This window comes from Hymenobacter lutimineralis, from assembly GCF_008271285.1.
GTDB classification, from domain to species: domain Bacteria; phylum Bacteroidota; class Bacteroidia; order Cytophagales; family Hymenobacteraceae; genus Hymenobacter; species Hymenobacter lutimineralis.
Map to the genome: position 1 here is coordinate 64,176 of NZ_VTHL01000006.1, position 13,845 is coordinate 78,020.

The 13,845-nt window shown below is 59.5% G+C and carries 16 protein-coding genes and 1 tRNA gene; 14 read left to right on the plus strand and 3 right to left on the minus strand.

Going from position 1 to position 13,845, the window contains the following annotated elements; translation table 11 throughout:
- Window positions 1-9 precede the first annotated feature (9 nt).
- Window positions 10-747, minus strand: coding sequence for a LytR/AlgR family response regulator transcription factor (locus FY528_RS07765; RefSeq protein ID WP_149070427.1), 738 nt, complete (start codon window positions 745-747; stop codon window positions 10-12).
- 335 nt (window positions 748-1,082) lie between these two features.
- On the opposite strand from FY528_RS07765, the gene FY528_RS07770 reads away from it, so the two are divergent.
- From FY528_RS07770 to FY528_RS07780, 3 genes are all read left to right on the plus strand, one after another.
- Window positions 1,083-1,535: a hypothetical protein gene (locus FY528_RS07770; protein ID WP_149070428.1), complete on the plus strand. Its 453-nt coding sequence runs from the start codon at window positions 1,083-1,085 to the stop codon at window positions 1,533-1,535.
- A gap of 42 nt (window positions 1,536-1,577) precedes the next feature.
- Window positions 1,578-2,027, plus strand: a complete 450-nt coding sequence (locus FY528_RS07775) for a carboxypeptidase regulatory-like domain-containing protein (RefSeq protein ID WP_149070429.1) — start codon at window positions 1,578-1,580, stop codon at window positions 2,025-2,027.
- 286 nt (window positions 2,028-2,313) lie between these two features.
- Window positions 2,314-3,198: a cyanophycinase gene (locus tag FY528_RS07780; protein ID WP_149070430.1), complete on the plus strand. Its 885-nt coding sequence runs from the start codon at window positions 2,314-2,316 to the stop codon at window positions 3,196-3,198.
- Window positions 3,199-3,311: 113 nt separating this feature from the next.
- Here the strand turns inward: FY528_RS07780 and FY528_RS07785 are convergent, their stop codons facing one another.
- Window positions 3,312-3,608 carry a KGG domain-containing protein gene (locus FY528_RS07785; protein WP_149070431.1) on the minus strand — a complete coding sequence of 99 codons (297 nt, stop codon included), beginning with the start codon at window positions 3,606-3,608 and terminating at the stop codon, window positions 3,312-3,314.
- A gap of 651 nt (window positions 3,609-4,259) precedes the next feature.
- On the opposite strand from FY528_RS07785, the gene FY528_RS07790 reads away from it, so the two are divergent.
- From FY528_RS07790 to FY528_RS07840, 11 genes are all read left to right on the plus strand, one after another.
- Complete coding sequence (locus FY528_RS07790; protein ID WP_222931794.1) at window positions 4,260-4,619, plus strand: hypothetical protein; 360 nt, start codon at window positions 4,260-4,262, stop codon at window positions 4,617-4,619.
- Between the two features lie 33 nt (window positions 4,620-4,652).
- Complete coding sequence (locus FY528_RS07795) at window positions 4,653-5,585, plus strand: MBL fold metallo-hydrolase (RefSeq protein WP_149070433.1); 933 nt, start codon at window positions 4,653-4,655, stop codon at window positions 5,583-5,585.
- 381 nt (window positions 5,586-5,966) lie between these two features.
- Window positions 5,967-7,022: a LacI family DNA-binding transcriptional regulator gene (locus FY528_RS07800; protein WP_149070434.1), complete on the plus strand. Its 1,056-nt coding sequence runs from the start codon at window positions 5,967-5,969 to the stop codon at window positions 7,020-7,022.
- 41 nt (window positions 7,023-7,063) lie between these two features.
- Window positions 7,064-7,567, plus strand: a complete 504-nt coding sequence (locus FY528_RS07805) for a cupin domain-containing protein (RefSeq protein ID WP_149070435.1) — start codon at window positions 7,064-7,066, stop codon at window positions 7,565-7,567.
- Between the two features lie 364 nt (window positions 7,568-7,931).
- Window positions 7,932-8,546, plus strand: a complete 615-nt coding sequence (locus FY528_RS07810; protein ID WP_149070436.1) for a Crp/Fnr family transcriptional regulator — start codon at window positions 7,932-7,934, stop codon at window positions 8,544-8,546.
- The gene (locus tag FY528_RS07815; RefSeq protein WP_149070437.1) at window positions 8,543-8,656 is read left to right on the plus strand and encodes a helix-turn-helix domain-containing protein; all 114 of its coding nucleotides are present in this window, start codon (window positions 8,543-8,545) and stop codon (window positions 8,654-8,656) included. Before FY528_RS07810 ends, FY528_RS07815 begins: the two co-directional genes overlap by 4 nt.
- A gap of 425 nt (window positions 8,657-9,081) precedes the next feature.
- The gene (locus tag FY528_RS07820; RefSeq protein ID WP_149070438.1) at window positions 9,082-9,462 is read left to right on the plus strand and encodes a hypothetical protein; all 381 of its coding nucleotides are present in this window, start codon (window positions 9,082-9,084) and stop codon (window positions 9,460-9,462) included.
- An 88-nt stretch (window positions 9,463-9,550) separates the two neighbouring features.
- Window positions 9,551-9,997 (plus strand): hypothetical protein, encoded by a 447-nt coding sequence (locus FY528_RS07825; RefSeq protein WP_149070439.1) that lies wholly within the window; start codon window positions 9,551-9,553, stop codon window positions 9,995-9,997.
- Window positions 9,998-10,076: 79 nt separating this feature from the next.
- Window positions 10,077-10,757, plus strand: coding sequence for a carboxypeptidase-like regulatory domain-containing protein (locus FY528_RS07830; RefSeq protein WP_149070440.1), 681 nt, complete (start codon window positions 10,077-10,079; stop codon window positions 10,755-10,757).
- Window positions 10,758-10,808: 51 nt separating this feature from the next.
- The gene (locus FY528_RS07835) at window positions 10,809-11,231 is read left to right on the plus strand and encodes a hypothetical protein (protein WP_232066297.1); all 423 of its coding nucleotides are present in this window, start codon (window positions 10,809-10,811) and stop codon (window positions 11,229-11,231) included.
- Window positions 11,232-11,568: 337 nt separating this feature from the next.
- Window positions 11,569-13,614: a HelD family protein gene (locus tag FY528_RS07840; RefSeq protein WP_149070441.1), complete on the plus strand. Its 2,046-nt coding sequence runs from the start codon at window positions 11,569-11,571 to the stop codon at window positions 13,612-13,614.
- A gap of 68 nt (window positions 13,615-13,682) precedes the next feature.
- Here FY528_RS07840 and FY528_RS07845 read toward each other — a convergent pair.
- Window positions 13,683-13,756 (minus strand) — tRNA-Ile (locus tag FY528_RS07845).
- Window positions 13,757-13,845: the final 89 nt, after the last annotated feature.

Sequence of the window (13,845 nt, forward strand, 5' to 3'; positions counted from 1 at the left end):
CGGGCTATTTTAAAGCCCACGCAGCTGCTTGAAAAAAGCTTCCTGGTAGGACTTGCCTACGGGCACTTCGTAGGGCCCCAGCTTAAGCATATTGTCTTCGATAGCCTCAATCTGGCGGGTGTTGACGATGTAGCTGCGGTGCACGCGGGCAAAGTGCGCAAACGGCAGCCGCTCGGTAATGGCTTTCAGGGTAAGGTAAACAATGTGTTTTTGCGTTTTCGTCACGAGCACCGAATAGGTAGACAGGGCTTCGATGTAGAGCACGTCCTCAAAATTGAGGCGCAGCATGCGCGGGCCCACTTTCACAAACAGCTCCGACCCGTGGGGCTCAACGGGGCCACCCTCGGGGGCGGCAGCAGCCTGCTCGGCCAGCTGCCGCTGCTCCAGCACGCGGGCTATAGCCTGGCTGAAGCGCCCCAAACCAATCGGCTTCACCAGGTAGTCGGCCACCTGCAGCTCAAAAGCATCCACGGCAAAGTCGCGGTGGCTGGTTACAACCACAATGGCGGGCGGCGGCTTGGGCAACAGGCGCACCAGCTCCAGGCCCGAGAGCTGAGGCATTTCGATATCGAGCAGCAGCAGATCGGCACGGTTGCCTTGGCTGAAGTACTGCAGGGCCTCCACGCTGCCCGGCAGCGAGGCTGCCAGCGTGAGGGTGGGCGTAAGCTCCACCAAGTGTTCCAGGGTGAGGCGGTTGATTTCGTTGTCGTCGACAATGACGCAGGTGAGTGGTGCGGGACTAGGCATGCAATGAGGTGTGGGCGAGAGCAGGACCCAAGGCTGCGGTGGTAGCCAAGCCACGCACCGGGCGCGGGCGGGCTGCCACCGCCTTGGATTTCGAAGGTACTTTTCCCTGCGGGAATAGCCCAGCTCATTCGATGAAGCCCGCCATAAGCTCGACTAGCAGCGAAAGTATGCGGCAGCCAGTTACCCTTTTTCATTCAGACAGAAAAAGCCACCGTTCACACAGCGCCCGGCAGGGTTAAGACAAAAAGCCGGCCCCGGGCTCCGGGCAGCGGGTATGTTTACATCGTCTTCCCGCTAATCCTCCTCTCCTACTGCTTTTTAACTTCCCTGCCGCCATGAAAAAGATCTTCACTTTCCTGCTTGGTTTCTCTCTCCTGAGTGGTTCGGTACTAGCGGCCGGCCCAGCCAAAGAGCACAGCAAAGGCCTGCAGGACAAGGAATGCACAGCTCCCGCCGCCTACGCCAAGCAGGTAGCCAACCGCTCGCAGGAGGTAACAGCCTACTTCACCGACGTACTGCGCCTTTCGCACAAGCAGGCCCTGGCCGTGCACAAGGTCACGCTGGCGAAACTGCAGGCGCTGCAGCAGGCCACCGAGCAGTCGGAGGTTTCGCCCCTGCTGGCCGACGACGAAACGCTGCTGGCCACGCCCAGCATTGCCCAGGTCCTGCACCGCTACGACTTGGCCATGCTGCGCATTCTCTCCGCCGGCCAGTACAACAGCTTCCGCCTGCTGGAAGACCGCCAGCCCGCCGCCGACCTGCTGACGCTGGAAATGAGCGCCCAGTAAGCCCCCTACTGTCTACTTGCCCCGTTTTTCTACGCCCCTACCATGCAACTCCTTCGCGCCCTCACCAGTACCCTTGCCCTCGTATTGCTGGTTCTGACTTCGGCCACCGCTAACAGTAGCCCGGTTGCTGTCAGCACCACCCCCATCGTTAGCAAGCCCGTTGGCATCCGGCAACTCGCGCGCAACGTGTTCCGGCGGGCCGCCCAGCCCCGGCGCGCGGCCACAGCCTACTTCGAAACGCCCATTACCCTCACGGGCAGCGTAGTGGGGGCTGATGGACAGCCGCTGGCTGGGGCCACCATCTGGCTGGAGGGAGGCGAGGCCTGCGCCCGTACCAATGAAAAGGGCGACTTTGCCCTGCTGCTGCCCACGAACGGGCCGGTTTCGCTGATCTGCACTGCCCAGGGCTGCCGCCAGCAGGGCATGCAGCTCAGCACCGGCCACCAGCCCAACGACATTTACTTTGTGCTTCGGCCCACCGATAACCAGTAAGCCCGACTCTGCTTCGTTCGTAAAACGCCCCGCTTAGCCAGCCGGGGCGTTTTTTTGTGCTCATAGGGTGGAGTTGTTCCCGGGTAGTAGCCAACGGTTTGCTGCACTACGCCGCAGACGACGCCGGCCCGATGGCAACGCCGGGGGTGTTGCGTAGCGGGCGACGGGGTATTGGTGCGGCGGGGCGTCACCTTAGCGCAGGCGGGCTCGTATGTGCCCGTAGCAGCAAGCTGGCAGGGCTTTGCCGGCCTTGCTTTTCTTTAATTCAGCCTTACTCGTACTGCCTATGCCTTCCAAAAAACAACACCCTTCGGCGCAAACCTGCCCTCTTCCCACGGGCAAACTGCTGCTTATCGGCGGCCACGAAGACAAGGGCAAGCCTGCCGATGAACAGACCGAATCGGCACAGAACGTGAACTTCGCGCCGGAAGCCATTTTGGAGCGCCTGGCCCAGGAGATTGGCAACCGGGGGCCGCTGCTTGTTATTCCCACGGCCTCCGGCCTGCCCGAAGAATCCGGCCAGGACTACGTAGAGGCTTTCCGGAAGCTCAGTGGGCCTAAGGTGGTGGTGCAGAACATAGCAACTCGTACGGAGGCCAACGAGGAAAGCACACTGGCGCTGGTCGATAAGGCCGGCGGCATCCTCTTCACCGGCGGCGACCAACTGCGCCTGACTACCCTGCTGGGCGGCACGGCCCTGCAGCGCCGCATCCAGGCCCGCTACGCCCACGAGGGGCTGGTGGTGGCCGGCACCAGCGCCGGGGCCACCGCTATGAGCACGCCTATGATTTACCAGGGCCGGGACGATGCCGGGTTTCTGAAGGGAGAAATCCACATTACCACCGGCCTGGAGCTGCTGCACGACGTGGCCGTGGATACGCACTTCATTGCGCGGGGCCGCATAGTGCGCATGGCCCAGATCCTCGCTACCAACCCAGCGTGCATAGGCCTGGGGCTGGAAGAAGACACAGCCGTGCTGGTTACGGAAGGCCGGGAACTGGAAGTACTCAGCAGCGGCTTGGTGGTCGTCATGGACGCGCGCAACTGTAGCTCCACCAACATCCACGAGGTAGCGCCCGGCACGCCCTTTACCATGCGCGGGGTGCAGCTGCACCTGCTGGCTCGCGGCGAACGGTACTCGCTGCCCACGGCCCCTCGCCTTTATGCCTAAGCCTTGAGCCATTTTTCGCGCCGGCTGCCCAGCAAAAAGCCCCGGAGTGCTTCTCCGGGGCTTTTTACTTCGCAATTCCGTGGTTGTCCGATCCGCCCGAGGGCAATCCGGGCTTAGCGGCTGCGGCTGGTGCTGGTCTTGCCTTTTTCCTCGTTAGTCTGCGTGCGGCTGGCCTGTCCGCCTTTGCGGCCGGCGGCCCGCGCCTCTTCCGACGTCCACTGATGACCGCGGCCGCTCAGGTGAGAAGCCCGGCCGCCTTCGCTGGCAATACGACGCTGCATTTCGGGGTCCATCGAGGCAAAGCCCCGGAGACTGGTTTTCTTGGTTTCAGGAGCAGTAGACTGCGTGCCTTTGCGGCCGCTGGCGGCGGTGGCTGCACCACCACGCTGAGTTCCTTGCGTAAGAGCCATGAGTATCGTAAAAAAGAGGATGAAGTAGATAGCTAAAGGAACGGAACTCTAGGGGAAATGGGTTGCTGTTGCCCAAGCAAAAAATGCCCATTTCAGCTAAATTACCGACTTTCCCGGATGTTACTGTCGGGGTTTTTCCCACCAAACGCGAAAGACCCTTACTGTTCAGCTATCGTTTATCAAGCCGGTAGTTCTACGCTGCCGCCAGACTCAGTCATAGTTCTTCGGGATGCTGATTTTTTCGGACGTAAGCATGGCGTACGCGTCCGTGCAAACGGGTTTTCCTGGTTCCAGAACAGCTCCTGGCTCCGTGCTGTCAGGAGGGAGTACCAGAGACGTTTATTCACTGCTCATAGGTTGGGGACTTCCCGTAGCGGTAGCACTCCGCCTTCAGCCTGCGTGGCAGGTTAGCCCGTTTCTCCGCCAGACCGCTCTGGCTCCCACAGCGTACTGCCGGGCACAACCACGCAGAACCTTCCCCCTCGCACCGCACTGGTTTTGCGAAAAACCCGGATACCACCTCCGTTTTTCTCCCCGAAAATACCAGTTTACCACCACGCAATTCCGGCTAATCATCGGCAGAAACGCTCGTATAGCCAACGTAGAATAACGGCGGCCGCTCCGGTTTGCCTTCACCTCACGTTTTTGATTATGATGACCAAGTTCCGAAAGTTCCTGCTGGCCACCGCACTCCTGAGCTCCATGCTCACCTTTAGCGCCTGCAACAACACCGAATCCAACAATTCCTCCAACCCTGGCACGGCAGACGTTGGCGGTAACGGCAGCGCCGATATCAACGGCAGCTCCGGCACTGCGTCCGACTCTACAGGTATGGGCATGGAATCGGGCAGTGGCACCCTCGAAGATCAACAGGGTTCCTCGGGGGGCACGATGGAAACGGGCATGACCTCCGGCAGCTCATCTGGGGGCAACAACAATGGCAGCGTGGAAACTACCACCCCGGCTGGTAGCACCAGCGGCAGCACGGGCAGCACTACCGGTGGGCAGTAAGCCTGTCCAGTCTTTCATCTCAGCAAGCTTGCTATGACTGCTTCTGCCAACCGGGCTAATACGCCCGCGCTTTTCCCGGTCGTGGATGGCCTCTGGGGGCTGCGCAACGTGTTTGTCAATTTGTACTACGTGCGCACCAGTCCCACTTCCTGGGTTCTGATTGATGCCGGCCTGCCCGGCTCGGGGCCTAAGTTGGTACACGAGGCGGCGCTACTTTTCGGGGCAGACGTACCGCCCACCGCTATTTTGCTTACGCATGGCCATTTCGACCACGTGGGCGCCCTGGGGCACCTGCTCCAGGTATGGCCCGAGGTGCCGGTGTATGCTCACGCCCTGGAGCTACCTTACCTCAAGGGCTTATCGGCCTATCCGCCGCCCGACCCCACCGTCGGCGGTGGCCTGATGGCGGCCATGTCCTTTCTTTACCCCAAGCAGCCTCTTGATCTGGGCCCGCGGGTACATACCCTGCCGGCGGACGGGAGTTGTCCGCACTTACCCGGGTGGCGGTGGCTAGCCACTCCCGGCCACTCGCCCGGGCACGTCTCGTTCTTCCAGGAAGCTTCGCGCGTGCTGGTTGCCGGCGACGCCTTTGTCACCGTACGGGCCGAATCGGGTTTGGCTACCCTGGCCCAGAAGCAGGAAGTACACGGTCCACCCGCCTATTTCACCCCTGATTGGCCGCAGGCTAGCCGCTCCGTTAGCCTACTAGCCGCCTTGCAGCCGACGGTAGCAGCCACCGGGCATGGTATTCCTATGCGTGGCTCGGAACTCCGGCAGGCACTGGTCAACCTGGCCGAGCATTTTGCTGAGCAGGCCGTTCCCCGTCACGGGCGCTACGTGAACACCCCAGCTGAGGCCGATGAAACCGGGGTAACATACGTACCCCCCGTCCATTTTCCGGTTGGCCTGGCGCTGGGTGTGGGCCTAGCGGTGGCCGGCAGCGTATATCTGCTGCGTCGCCGTTAGTGGCCCGGTAGTGCTTGGCTGGCTTAGCCGCCCACCTACGCATTGTAGGTGGGCGGCTTTTTTGGTTGGCTGCCGGGGCCCCTGCTTCCTTATCCGAGCCGGCCCGGAGCCCCTTCCCGGAGCATGTTTCTTACCCATGCGGGAGACTTTTCCAAGAAGCTGGCTGCAGCAACTGCGGCTGACTTGATGCCGGCATCGTCTTTACGAGGGACTCCTCGGGTACGCTTTGGCCACCGGGCAAAGCTGTAGCTGACGCCAAGGAGCAGGCAGCCTCAGGGAGCCCCGGCAACAGATAATCGGGCACCGGCGCTTGTTGGTAACCATCTGTTGCGTTCATTTGGGGTCAACAGGTACTTCCTTTCTTTTCCTCAGCGCTGCCGTATGCCTCCTTCCAAGCATAAAACCTCTATTCGCGATATTGCTCAGCAGCTAGGCCTGTCGACCTCCACGGTTTCCCGCGGCTTGGCCAACCACAAGGATATCAGCGAAACTACCAAGGAAAAAATCCGGCAGGTGGCCCAGGAGCTCAACTACCGCCCCAACCAGCTGGCGGCGGCGTTGCGCAAAGGCCACAGCAAAACGCTGGGCGTGATTGTGCCCCACATCAACGGTTATTTTTTTCCGGCCGTGATGAATGGCATCGAGAAAGTAGCCACCCAGGAGGGCTTCACGCTCATGATGTGTCAGTCGAATGAGGACTTCCGCCGCGAGCAGCAGAACATCGATGCCCTGCTAGCCGCCCAGGTAGAGGGTATTCTGATGTCGGTATCAGCCACAACGTTCAAGGAAACCCAGCACTTCGAGCAGGTCCGGCAGCAAGGCACTCCCTTGGTCTTTTTCGACCGGATGCCGGAGCTACCCAACAGCATGGCCGTGATTCTGGACGATTACCAAGGGGCTTACCAAGCTACCAAGCACCTCATTGAGCAGGGCTGCACGCGCATTGCGCACTTGGCCGGCCCTCAGCACCTGAACACCAGCCGTAACCGCTTTCTGGGCTACCAGGCTGCCCTGGAGGCGCACGGTCTGCCTTTCCACGAGCACGCCGTGTACGCGCTACCCTCGCTCACACACGACGCCGGCCGCCTGGGAATGCAGCACCTGCTGGCCCTGGAGCCTGACCTCAACGGTATTTTTGCGGCCTACGCCATTCCCTCGGTAGGAGCCCTGGAAGTGTTGCGGGAAAAAAACCTGCGGGTGCCCCAGGACATTGCCCTGGCCTGCTTCAGCAACGAGCCATTTACGACTATGACCCAGCCCCGCCTCACGGTAGTAGACCAGCGGGCCGAGCAGATGGGCGAAACGGCTGTGCGCTTGTTTCTACAACTACTCAAGCGCGGCCCCGCCTATGCCCCGCCGCACCTAGTGCTTAAGCCCGAGCTGGTTATCCGGGATTCCTCCCTGCACCGCTCCCGGGAACCCCAGCCCACCCCGTAGACTAAGCCACTCCCACCCGCTTCTTCATCTTTCCCAGGTTTATGCGTACGGCGTTGTCCCGGCAGGAATTATTTCAACAAGTTGAGCACCAACTCCGAGAGCAGGGTTTTGGCATCACCCAGCAGGATCAAACCCGGCCCTGGGGCGGATTCTTCGTGCTCGACGAGGCCCAGGCCCAGCCCTTCGCCGACGCCTACTTCGCGGGTATGAGCGTGGAGGAACTCCGTATTTCCGGCAAGCTAAGCCCCAAGCTGCTGCTCGTGGCCCCGCACCAGCGCCTATCGTGGCAGTACCACCACCGCCGGGCCGAAATCTGGCGGGTGGTGCAGGGCCCGGTTGGAGTAGCTACCAGTTCCACCAACGAAGAAGGCCCCCTCCAGACGTACGGGCCGGGTCAGTCTCTCCTGCTGCGCCAGGGTGAGCGGCACCGCCTCGTAGGGCTGGCCACCTGGGGAATAGTAGCCGAAATCTGGCAGCACACGCAGGCCGGCTGGCCCTCCGATGAAGACGATATTGTGCGGCTGCAGGACGATTTCGGCCGCTGAGCCCGGCTCTTTTCTCGGGTTACCGGGCTGCTGCGTCGTCTCTCAGGCGTGGCAGGAGCCCTGCGCTGCTACGAAGCCTTCGGCTGCCAGCGGCTCCTGGCCTGTATAGCCCAGGGCCGTAAACGCCTACCCGAAATTACTGGCCCAACCTGGGAAAAGACAGGGGCCGCTTCCACTTATTGGGAATAGTATCTAACTAATAATATAATTAAAATAATCATACCGAAGGTCACTCCAAGCCCACAAATGGGCATCAAATTAAAATAATTAATATTTTTATTGAGGAGCCTAATCAACAAGTCCGCTGAAAGGTTAGCTTTACTTATAACTGAACAGTGTTGTTGATGTTGACGGTAGTTATGGTATGAGATACGGTTCCCATTTACCCAAAAAACATGGCGTTCCGAACTGCTCTTCTTGCCCCTGCGCGCAACAAGGCCTTCTCAGCGCCTGCCAGCACGAGCAACTGGCGCTGCTTTCCACCAGTAAAGTCAGCCAGTTCTACCTCAAAGGCCAGTTGATTTACACCCAAGGCAGCCAATGCCAGGGCTTACATTGCATCTATCAGGGAAAAGTCAAAATCACCAAAATAGCGGGCGACGGCAAAGAGCAGATTATTCGGCTGGCCAATACCGGCGACGTGGTGGGCGTATGCGCGCTGCTGGGTGAAACTACCTACCAAACCTCGGCAGTAGCCCTGGAGGATTGCGTGGCGTGTCTGATTCCGCGCCAGGACATCCTGACGCTGCTGCAATCGAATGTGCAGTTTGTGGGCGCTATCATGAAGCAGCTTTCTCAGGCCCTGAACATGGCCGACCACCGCACACTAACCATGGCTTATAAGCCCGTGCGCGAGCGGCTGGCCGAGGCCTTGCTCCTCTTGCGTGACACCTACCAACAGGATGCCTCCCAGCCCTTTACAATTGCCATTTCCCGGGAAGACTTAGCTTCCCTGGAGGCACCGCCAAGGAAACCGTGAGCCGACTGCTCTCGGAGCTAAAGGAAGAGGGTATTATAGCCGCCAAGGGCAGTAGTATCACCCTGGTCCATCCGAAAAAACTGGTTGATATCAGCACCCAGTACGATTAGCCCCGGCCGTACGAACCCGCGCATTGGACCCTGAACAGCTTCAGAAATTGAGATTTATCAACAGAAAAAATGATGTGCGTCATTTTTTTCCTGGATGATACCTTGGTTATTTGATAACATGAAAAGCAGATGAATTGAACTTATCAATGATTCACATAACCCTATAAAAACTAATTATACTACAATACTTTACCCCTTATTACTCAGCTAGTACCCTGCTCCCCTTCGCTTAAGCCCTGGCTTAAGTCTGCACATAAAGCGCATTTAAACGCCCTAAAAGCCCTAAAAAAGCCCTGATCGTTTAAACCTGCAATCCATCATCACCGGTACTGATCAAAAAAAACGCCTCGCCAGAAGCCCTGGCAGAGCGTGCCCTTCCTAAACTCTATTTTTTTCATTTTTCCACCACTCAACCTTCCCCTACCATGGCGTACTCTGACAATTCTCCTGCTGGTAAAGTAGTGCAGGGCATCCTATCCGATCTGCCCGGCCTGATGGCAGTAGCCGTCGTTGACGTTACCTCCGGCATGAGCCTGGCATCCCACTCCAACTCTCCCGCCATCAACCCCGATACGGCCGCCGCTTACAACACGGAAGTGGTGAAGCAGAAGCAGAAAGCCATGTCGGCGCTGAAGCTGCAGGGCGAGAAAATTGAGGACATCCTCATCTCCCTCAGCAACCAGTCGCACTTGCTGAAGCTGACGGATAACGGCACCAAATTCATTTACCTGGTGGTGAACTCCCGCGACACCAACCTGGCTATTGCCCGCGAGGTATTGCGCGACCATGTAAGCCAGCTCAACTAAGCGCACTGCCTAAACCCTCGGACCCCGTCCGGCTGCGCCACCACTGGCAGCGAAGCTGATGATTGTGGGTCGGGGCGCCTTCGCCTCCATGAAACTTGATTTCCTGCAACGTCTGCCATTTGGTGCGGGCCGCGTCACCCACCGCATCGTTTCGGATGCGGCCGCCGGCCCCGAGCGCATCGCCGCCGAAGCCATGCTCAAGCGCGTGCTGGCCGATTTGCCGGAAGTATTGGTTGCAGCCGTCATCGGGCTAAGCTCGGGCCAGCCACTGGCGAGTTACACCACCTCCCGCGACGCCAACGTGACCAAAATCTGTGGCTATAACGCGGAAGTGGTGCGCCAGACCAAGCAAGCCCTGCATGCCCTGCGCCTGCCCAACGAACAGATTGACGACATCCTCATCACGCTTAGTGGGCAGCTGCACTTGTTGCGCCCGCTACCCGGAGGCCGTCAGTTGCTCTACCTCGCCGTCGATAGCCGCGACACCAACCTGGCTCTGGCCCGGGCAGTGATACGCGCCTGCGCCGGAGAATAATCGGCCTACTTCCGGCATAAGCTGACGCTGCTTATGCTTCTCTCGCACTTCTCCTCCATCACCTTTATTCTTTGAAGCAATGAAACTGACTGCCTACCCTTTCGACCCCGCCACTGGCGAAATTCTCCCCGTATACCGCGACGCCTACCTACGTGGTGACCTCGCCCAACCTCATACGCAAGCAGTGGATGCGTATCTGAAATCCAACAGCCACCACGCCGATGATACGCTGCGCCGCTTCTACGAGATGAAGCAGCAGGGCGAGCAGGTGCGCCCCATTGGGTGGGTGCAGCGCCAGTTTGAGCTGATGCGCACCGAACCCAAACGCTTCCGCCAGCGGGCGGCCACGCTGGTTATGGGCGGCGCCCTGCTGGCCGGAGCCGTTTTTGCCGGCACCAACCTCACCAATAACTCCGATGAGGATATAACTACCCTGGCCGCGCCAGCTACCCTGGAAGCGGCCAATGCCCCCCGCATGATTACGGTGCGTGGCCGCATCCTGGATGAGAACGGCCGGCCCCTGATTGGCGCTACGGTCCTGCAAAAAGGGAGCCTGCGTGGGGTGAGCACCAACGCCGAAGGCGCCTACGCCCTGCGCGTGCCCGCCGGCACCAACACCCTCGTGTACGGCTACGGCGGCTACACCAACGACGAAGTTCAGGTCGCCAGCAGCAGCACGCAGGACGTTACCCTGCTGCCCCGCGACATGGTAGCCGAGCAGAAAGCCACCAAAAAAGCACGTCGCTGGCTGTTTTTCTAACCGCTCTAGTTGTTGCGCCGGCCCGGCATGGGTGACCCTAATTCCGCAGATGTGAAAGCCCGCACGTATCGAAAACAGGTGGCCGCCACCCGCAACGCAACTATGGCCGCTGCGGCAGCCCAAAAGGCGCTGGCAGGCTTGCTCAAGAGCCTGCCAGCGCTGGTAGCCGTAGCCATAGTCCAGGCCGATACCGGCGACACGCTGGCCCACCATTCTACTGCGGGCAGCCTCAACCCCGAAACCGCCGCCGCTTACAACGCGGAAGTGGTCCGCCAAAAGCAGAAGGCCCTGGCCGCCCTGCAGCTGACCACGGAAAGCATCGACGACATTCTGATCAGCCTTACCACGCAGCTGCACTTGATTAAGCTAACGGCGGATGGCAGTAAGTTCATTTATCTGGTGGCCGATGCCCGGCAAACCAGTCTGGCTATGGCCCGCGAAGCGCTTCGAAACAGTATGGAGGAGCTGGAATAGCGAAACCTGGGCTGCATGCCTTACCAAAGCAGTAACTACCCGGCCTGCCCTACCCGCCGGACGGTACCCTTTGGCACGTAATTTTTGCCAACACGCCGCTACACACCGTTTACCGAATTATCCAAGCAGAAAGTCGCCCGGGAGCCGCGTGGTTCCCGGGCGACTTTTTGCTTGGAGGGGCGGGCTCAACGGCCGCGCGCTCCGCGTGTCACCCGTAAGCCTTGAGCTTGGCCCGGCCGCTTCTGCCCCCGGCAACACCCGACAAAATACGCCCGTTGCTTCGGTAGCTCGGAAATTGCTGGCACCTTTGGGGTCCGTTTTCCTAGCGCCGCCCCCGATGAACGCCACCGAGCAAGAAGAAAGAGAATACCTGGAAGAAATCAAGGAGAAACTCACGCTGGCAGTGCGGCGAGTGGATGATGCCGTCCGGCAGTTTTCCACGGAATTGCGCCAGAAAAAGCAGTACATCCACGAGCACCAGTCGGGCATGGACGAAGCCGACATGGTGGCCGCCGACCAATCCATCAACCGCATGGCCCTCACGGGCGAAGGCGCCGTGGCCCGCAAGCGCCGCCTCATTAAGCTGGTTCAATCCCCGTACTTCGGCCGCCTCGATTTTGCGCCTCAGAACCAGGCCGCTGCGCCGGTGTACATCGGGGTGCATTCCTTTTTCGACGAGCAGCAGCGCCAGAACCTGATTTACGATTGGCGCGCGCCCATTTCTTCGTTGTTCTACGACTTTGAGCTGGGGGAAGCTTCCTACGCCACGCCCTCGGGCACCGTGCACGGCCGCATCGGCCTGAAGCGGCAGTACAAAATCCGGGATGGGCGCCTGGAGTTCCTGCTCGACAGCGCCGTAAACATCCACGACGACGTGCTGCAGCAGGAGCTGGCCAAGTCCTCCGACGATAAGATGAAAAACATCGTCGCCACCATCCAGCGCGACCAGAACGCGGTGATCCGCAACGAGGAAGCTACGGTGATGGTTATTCAGGGCGTGGCCGGGTCGGGCAAAACGTCCATTGCCCTACACCGCATTGCCTTCCTGCTTTACCGCTACCGCGAAACCATTTCGGCCAAGGATATTCTCATCATCTCGCCTAACAAGGTTTTTGCCGACTACATTTCTAACGTGCTGCCGGAGCTGGGCGAAGAGCACATTCCGGAAATGGGCATGGAAGAGCTGGCCGCCGACCTGCTCGAAGGCCGGTATCAGTTCCAGACGTTTTTCGACCAGGTAGCGGCTTTGCTGGAGCAGCACGACGCGGCTTTTATTGCACGCATTCAGTTCAAGTCGTCGTTTGAGTTTCTAAGCCAGCTCAACCAGTATCTACTGCATATCGAAAACACTTATTTCGCCGTGGCCGACCTGCGCGTGGGCCGCACCGTGGTACCGGCGGCCTTCACCCAGCAGAAGTTTCGCGCCTACCACCGGGTGCCCTTGCTCAACCGGTTTGCGCTGGTGGCTAACGATGTGCGGGCCTACGTGCGCGATAAAGCCGGGCGCAAGCTCACAGGCCAAGAAAAAGCCACCATTGGGGAAGGTATTCCGCGCATGTTCAAGTTCAACAACGTGCTGGACCTGTACCGGGATTTTTACCGCTGGCTTGGGCGGCCGGAGCTGCTGAAGCTGGACCACCACCGGCCCCTAGAGTACGCCGACGTGTTTGCCCTGATTTACCTGCGCATCCGCCTGGAAGGCGCCTCGGCTTACGGCCACGTGAAGCACCTGCTGGTAGACGAAATGCAGGACTACACGCCCGTGCAGTACGCGGTGCTGTCGCGCCTGTTCCACTGCCGCAAAACGATTCTGGGCGACGTCAGCCAGACGGTGAATCCGTACAGTGCGTCCTCAGCCGAGACCATTGAGCGGGTGTTTCCGCAGGCCGATGTGGTGAAGCTTTACCGCAGCTACCGGTCCACTATCGAAATTACCGCCTTCGCCCAGCGCATCACCCCCAACCCGAACATCCTCCCCCTGGAACGACACGGCCCAGAGCCCGCCATAAAGGCTTTTAGCACTAAGGAAGAGGAGCTGCAGGCTATTCAGCAGCTGCTGGCAAACTTCCAAACTTCGGGCCGCCATTCCCTCGGTATTATCTGCAAAACCCTGCGGCAGGCCGAGCAGACCTACGAAGCGCTACAGGCCCCAGATGTGTATTTGCTCACGGATGAGTCGACCAAGTTCAAGGAAGGCATCATCATCACCACGGCCCACCTGGCGAAAGGGCTGGAATTCGACGAAGTAATCGTGCCCTTTGCTTCGGCCCGGAATTACAAGACGGAGGTGGATCGGAGTATGCTCTACGTAGCCTGCACCCGGGCCATGCACCAGCTTACTCTTACATACACGGGTGAGCAGCCCGCCTTTCTGCAGGCCTAAAAAACTTCTCAGAACCCCATGACTGTAAAAGAAAAACCCGCTTCACGATAACGTGAAGCGGGTTTTCGTGGGCCCAACTGGAATCGAACCAGTGACCTACTGATTATGAGTCAGTTGCTCTAACCGATTGAGCTATGGGCCCGGTGCGAAACCTACCGCGTGCGGTTGGTTTCAGCCCTGCAAACTTCGACTTTTGCGGGCGAATTTGCAACGGCCCTGGCTTTCTGCCTT

Excerpts from the sequence above, each read along its gene's own strand:
- FY528_RS07765 (WP_149070427.1), bottom strand. The coding sequence starts at position 747 with ATGCCTAGTCCCGCACCACTCACCTGCGTCATTGTCGACGACAACGAA.
- FY528_RS07770 (WP_149070428.1), top strand. The coding sequence starts at position 1,083 with ATGAAAAAGATCTTCACTTTCCTGCTTGGTTTCTCTCTCCTGAGTGGT.
- FY528_RS07775 (WP_149070429.1), top strand. The coding sequence starts at position 1,578 with ATGCAACTCCTTCGCGCCCTCACCAGTACCCTTGCCCTCGTATTGCTG.
- FY528_RS07780 (WP_149070430.1), top strand. The coding sequence starts at position 2,314 with ATGCCTTCCAAAAAACAACACCCTTCGGCGCAAACCTGCCCTCTTCCC.
- FY528_RS07785 (WP_149070431.1), bottom strand. The coding sequence starts at position 3,608 with ATGGCTCTTACGCAAGGAACTCAGCGTGGTGGTGCAGCCACCGCCGCC.
- FY528_RS07790 (WP_222931794.1), top strand. The coding sequence starts at position 4,260 with ATGATGACCAAGTTCCGAAAGTTCCTGCTGGCCACCGCACTCCTGAGC.
- FY528_RS07795 (WP_149070433.1), top strand. The coding sequence starts at position 4,653 with ATGACTGCTTCTGCCAACCGGGCTAATACGCCCGCGCTTTTCCCGGTC.
- FY528_RS07800 (WP_149070434.1), top strand. The coding sequence starts at position 5,967 with ATGCCTCCTTCCAAGCATAAAACCTCTATTCGCGATATTGCTCAGCAG.
- FY528_RS07805 (WP_149070435.1), top strand. The coding sequence starts at position 7,064 with ATGCGTACGGCGTTGTCCCGGCAGGAATTATTTCAACAAGTTGAGCAC.
- FY528_RS07810 (WP_149070436.1), top strand. The coding sequence starts at position 7,932 with ATGAGATACGGTTCCCATTTACCCAAAAAACATGGCGTTCCGAACTGC.
- FY528_RS07820 (WP_149070438.1), top strand. The coding sequence starts at position 9,082 with ATGGCGTACTCTGACAATTCTCCTGCTGGTAAAGTAGTGCAGGGCATC.
- FY528_RS07825 (WP_149070439.1), top strand. The coding sequence starts at position 9,551 with ATGAAACTTGATTTCCTGCAACGTCTGCCATTTGGTGCGGGCCGCGTC.
- FY528_RS07830 (WP_149070440.1), top strand. The coding sequence starts at position 10,077 with ATGAAACTGACTGCCTACCCTTTCGACCCCGCCACTGGCGAAATTCTC.
- FY528_RS07840 (WP_149070441.1), top strand. The coding sequence starts at position 11,569 with ATGAACGCCACCGAGCAAGAAGAAAGAGAATACCTGGAAGAAATCAAG.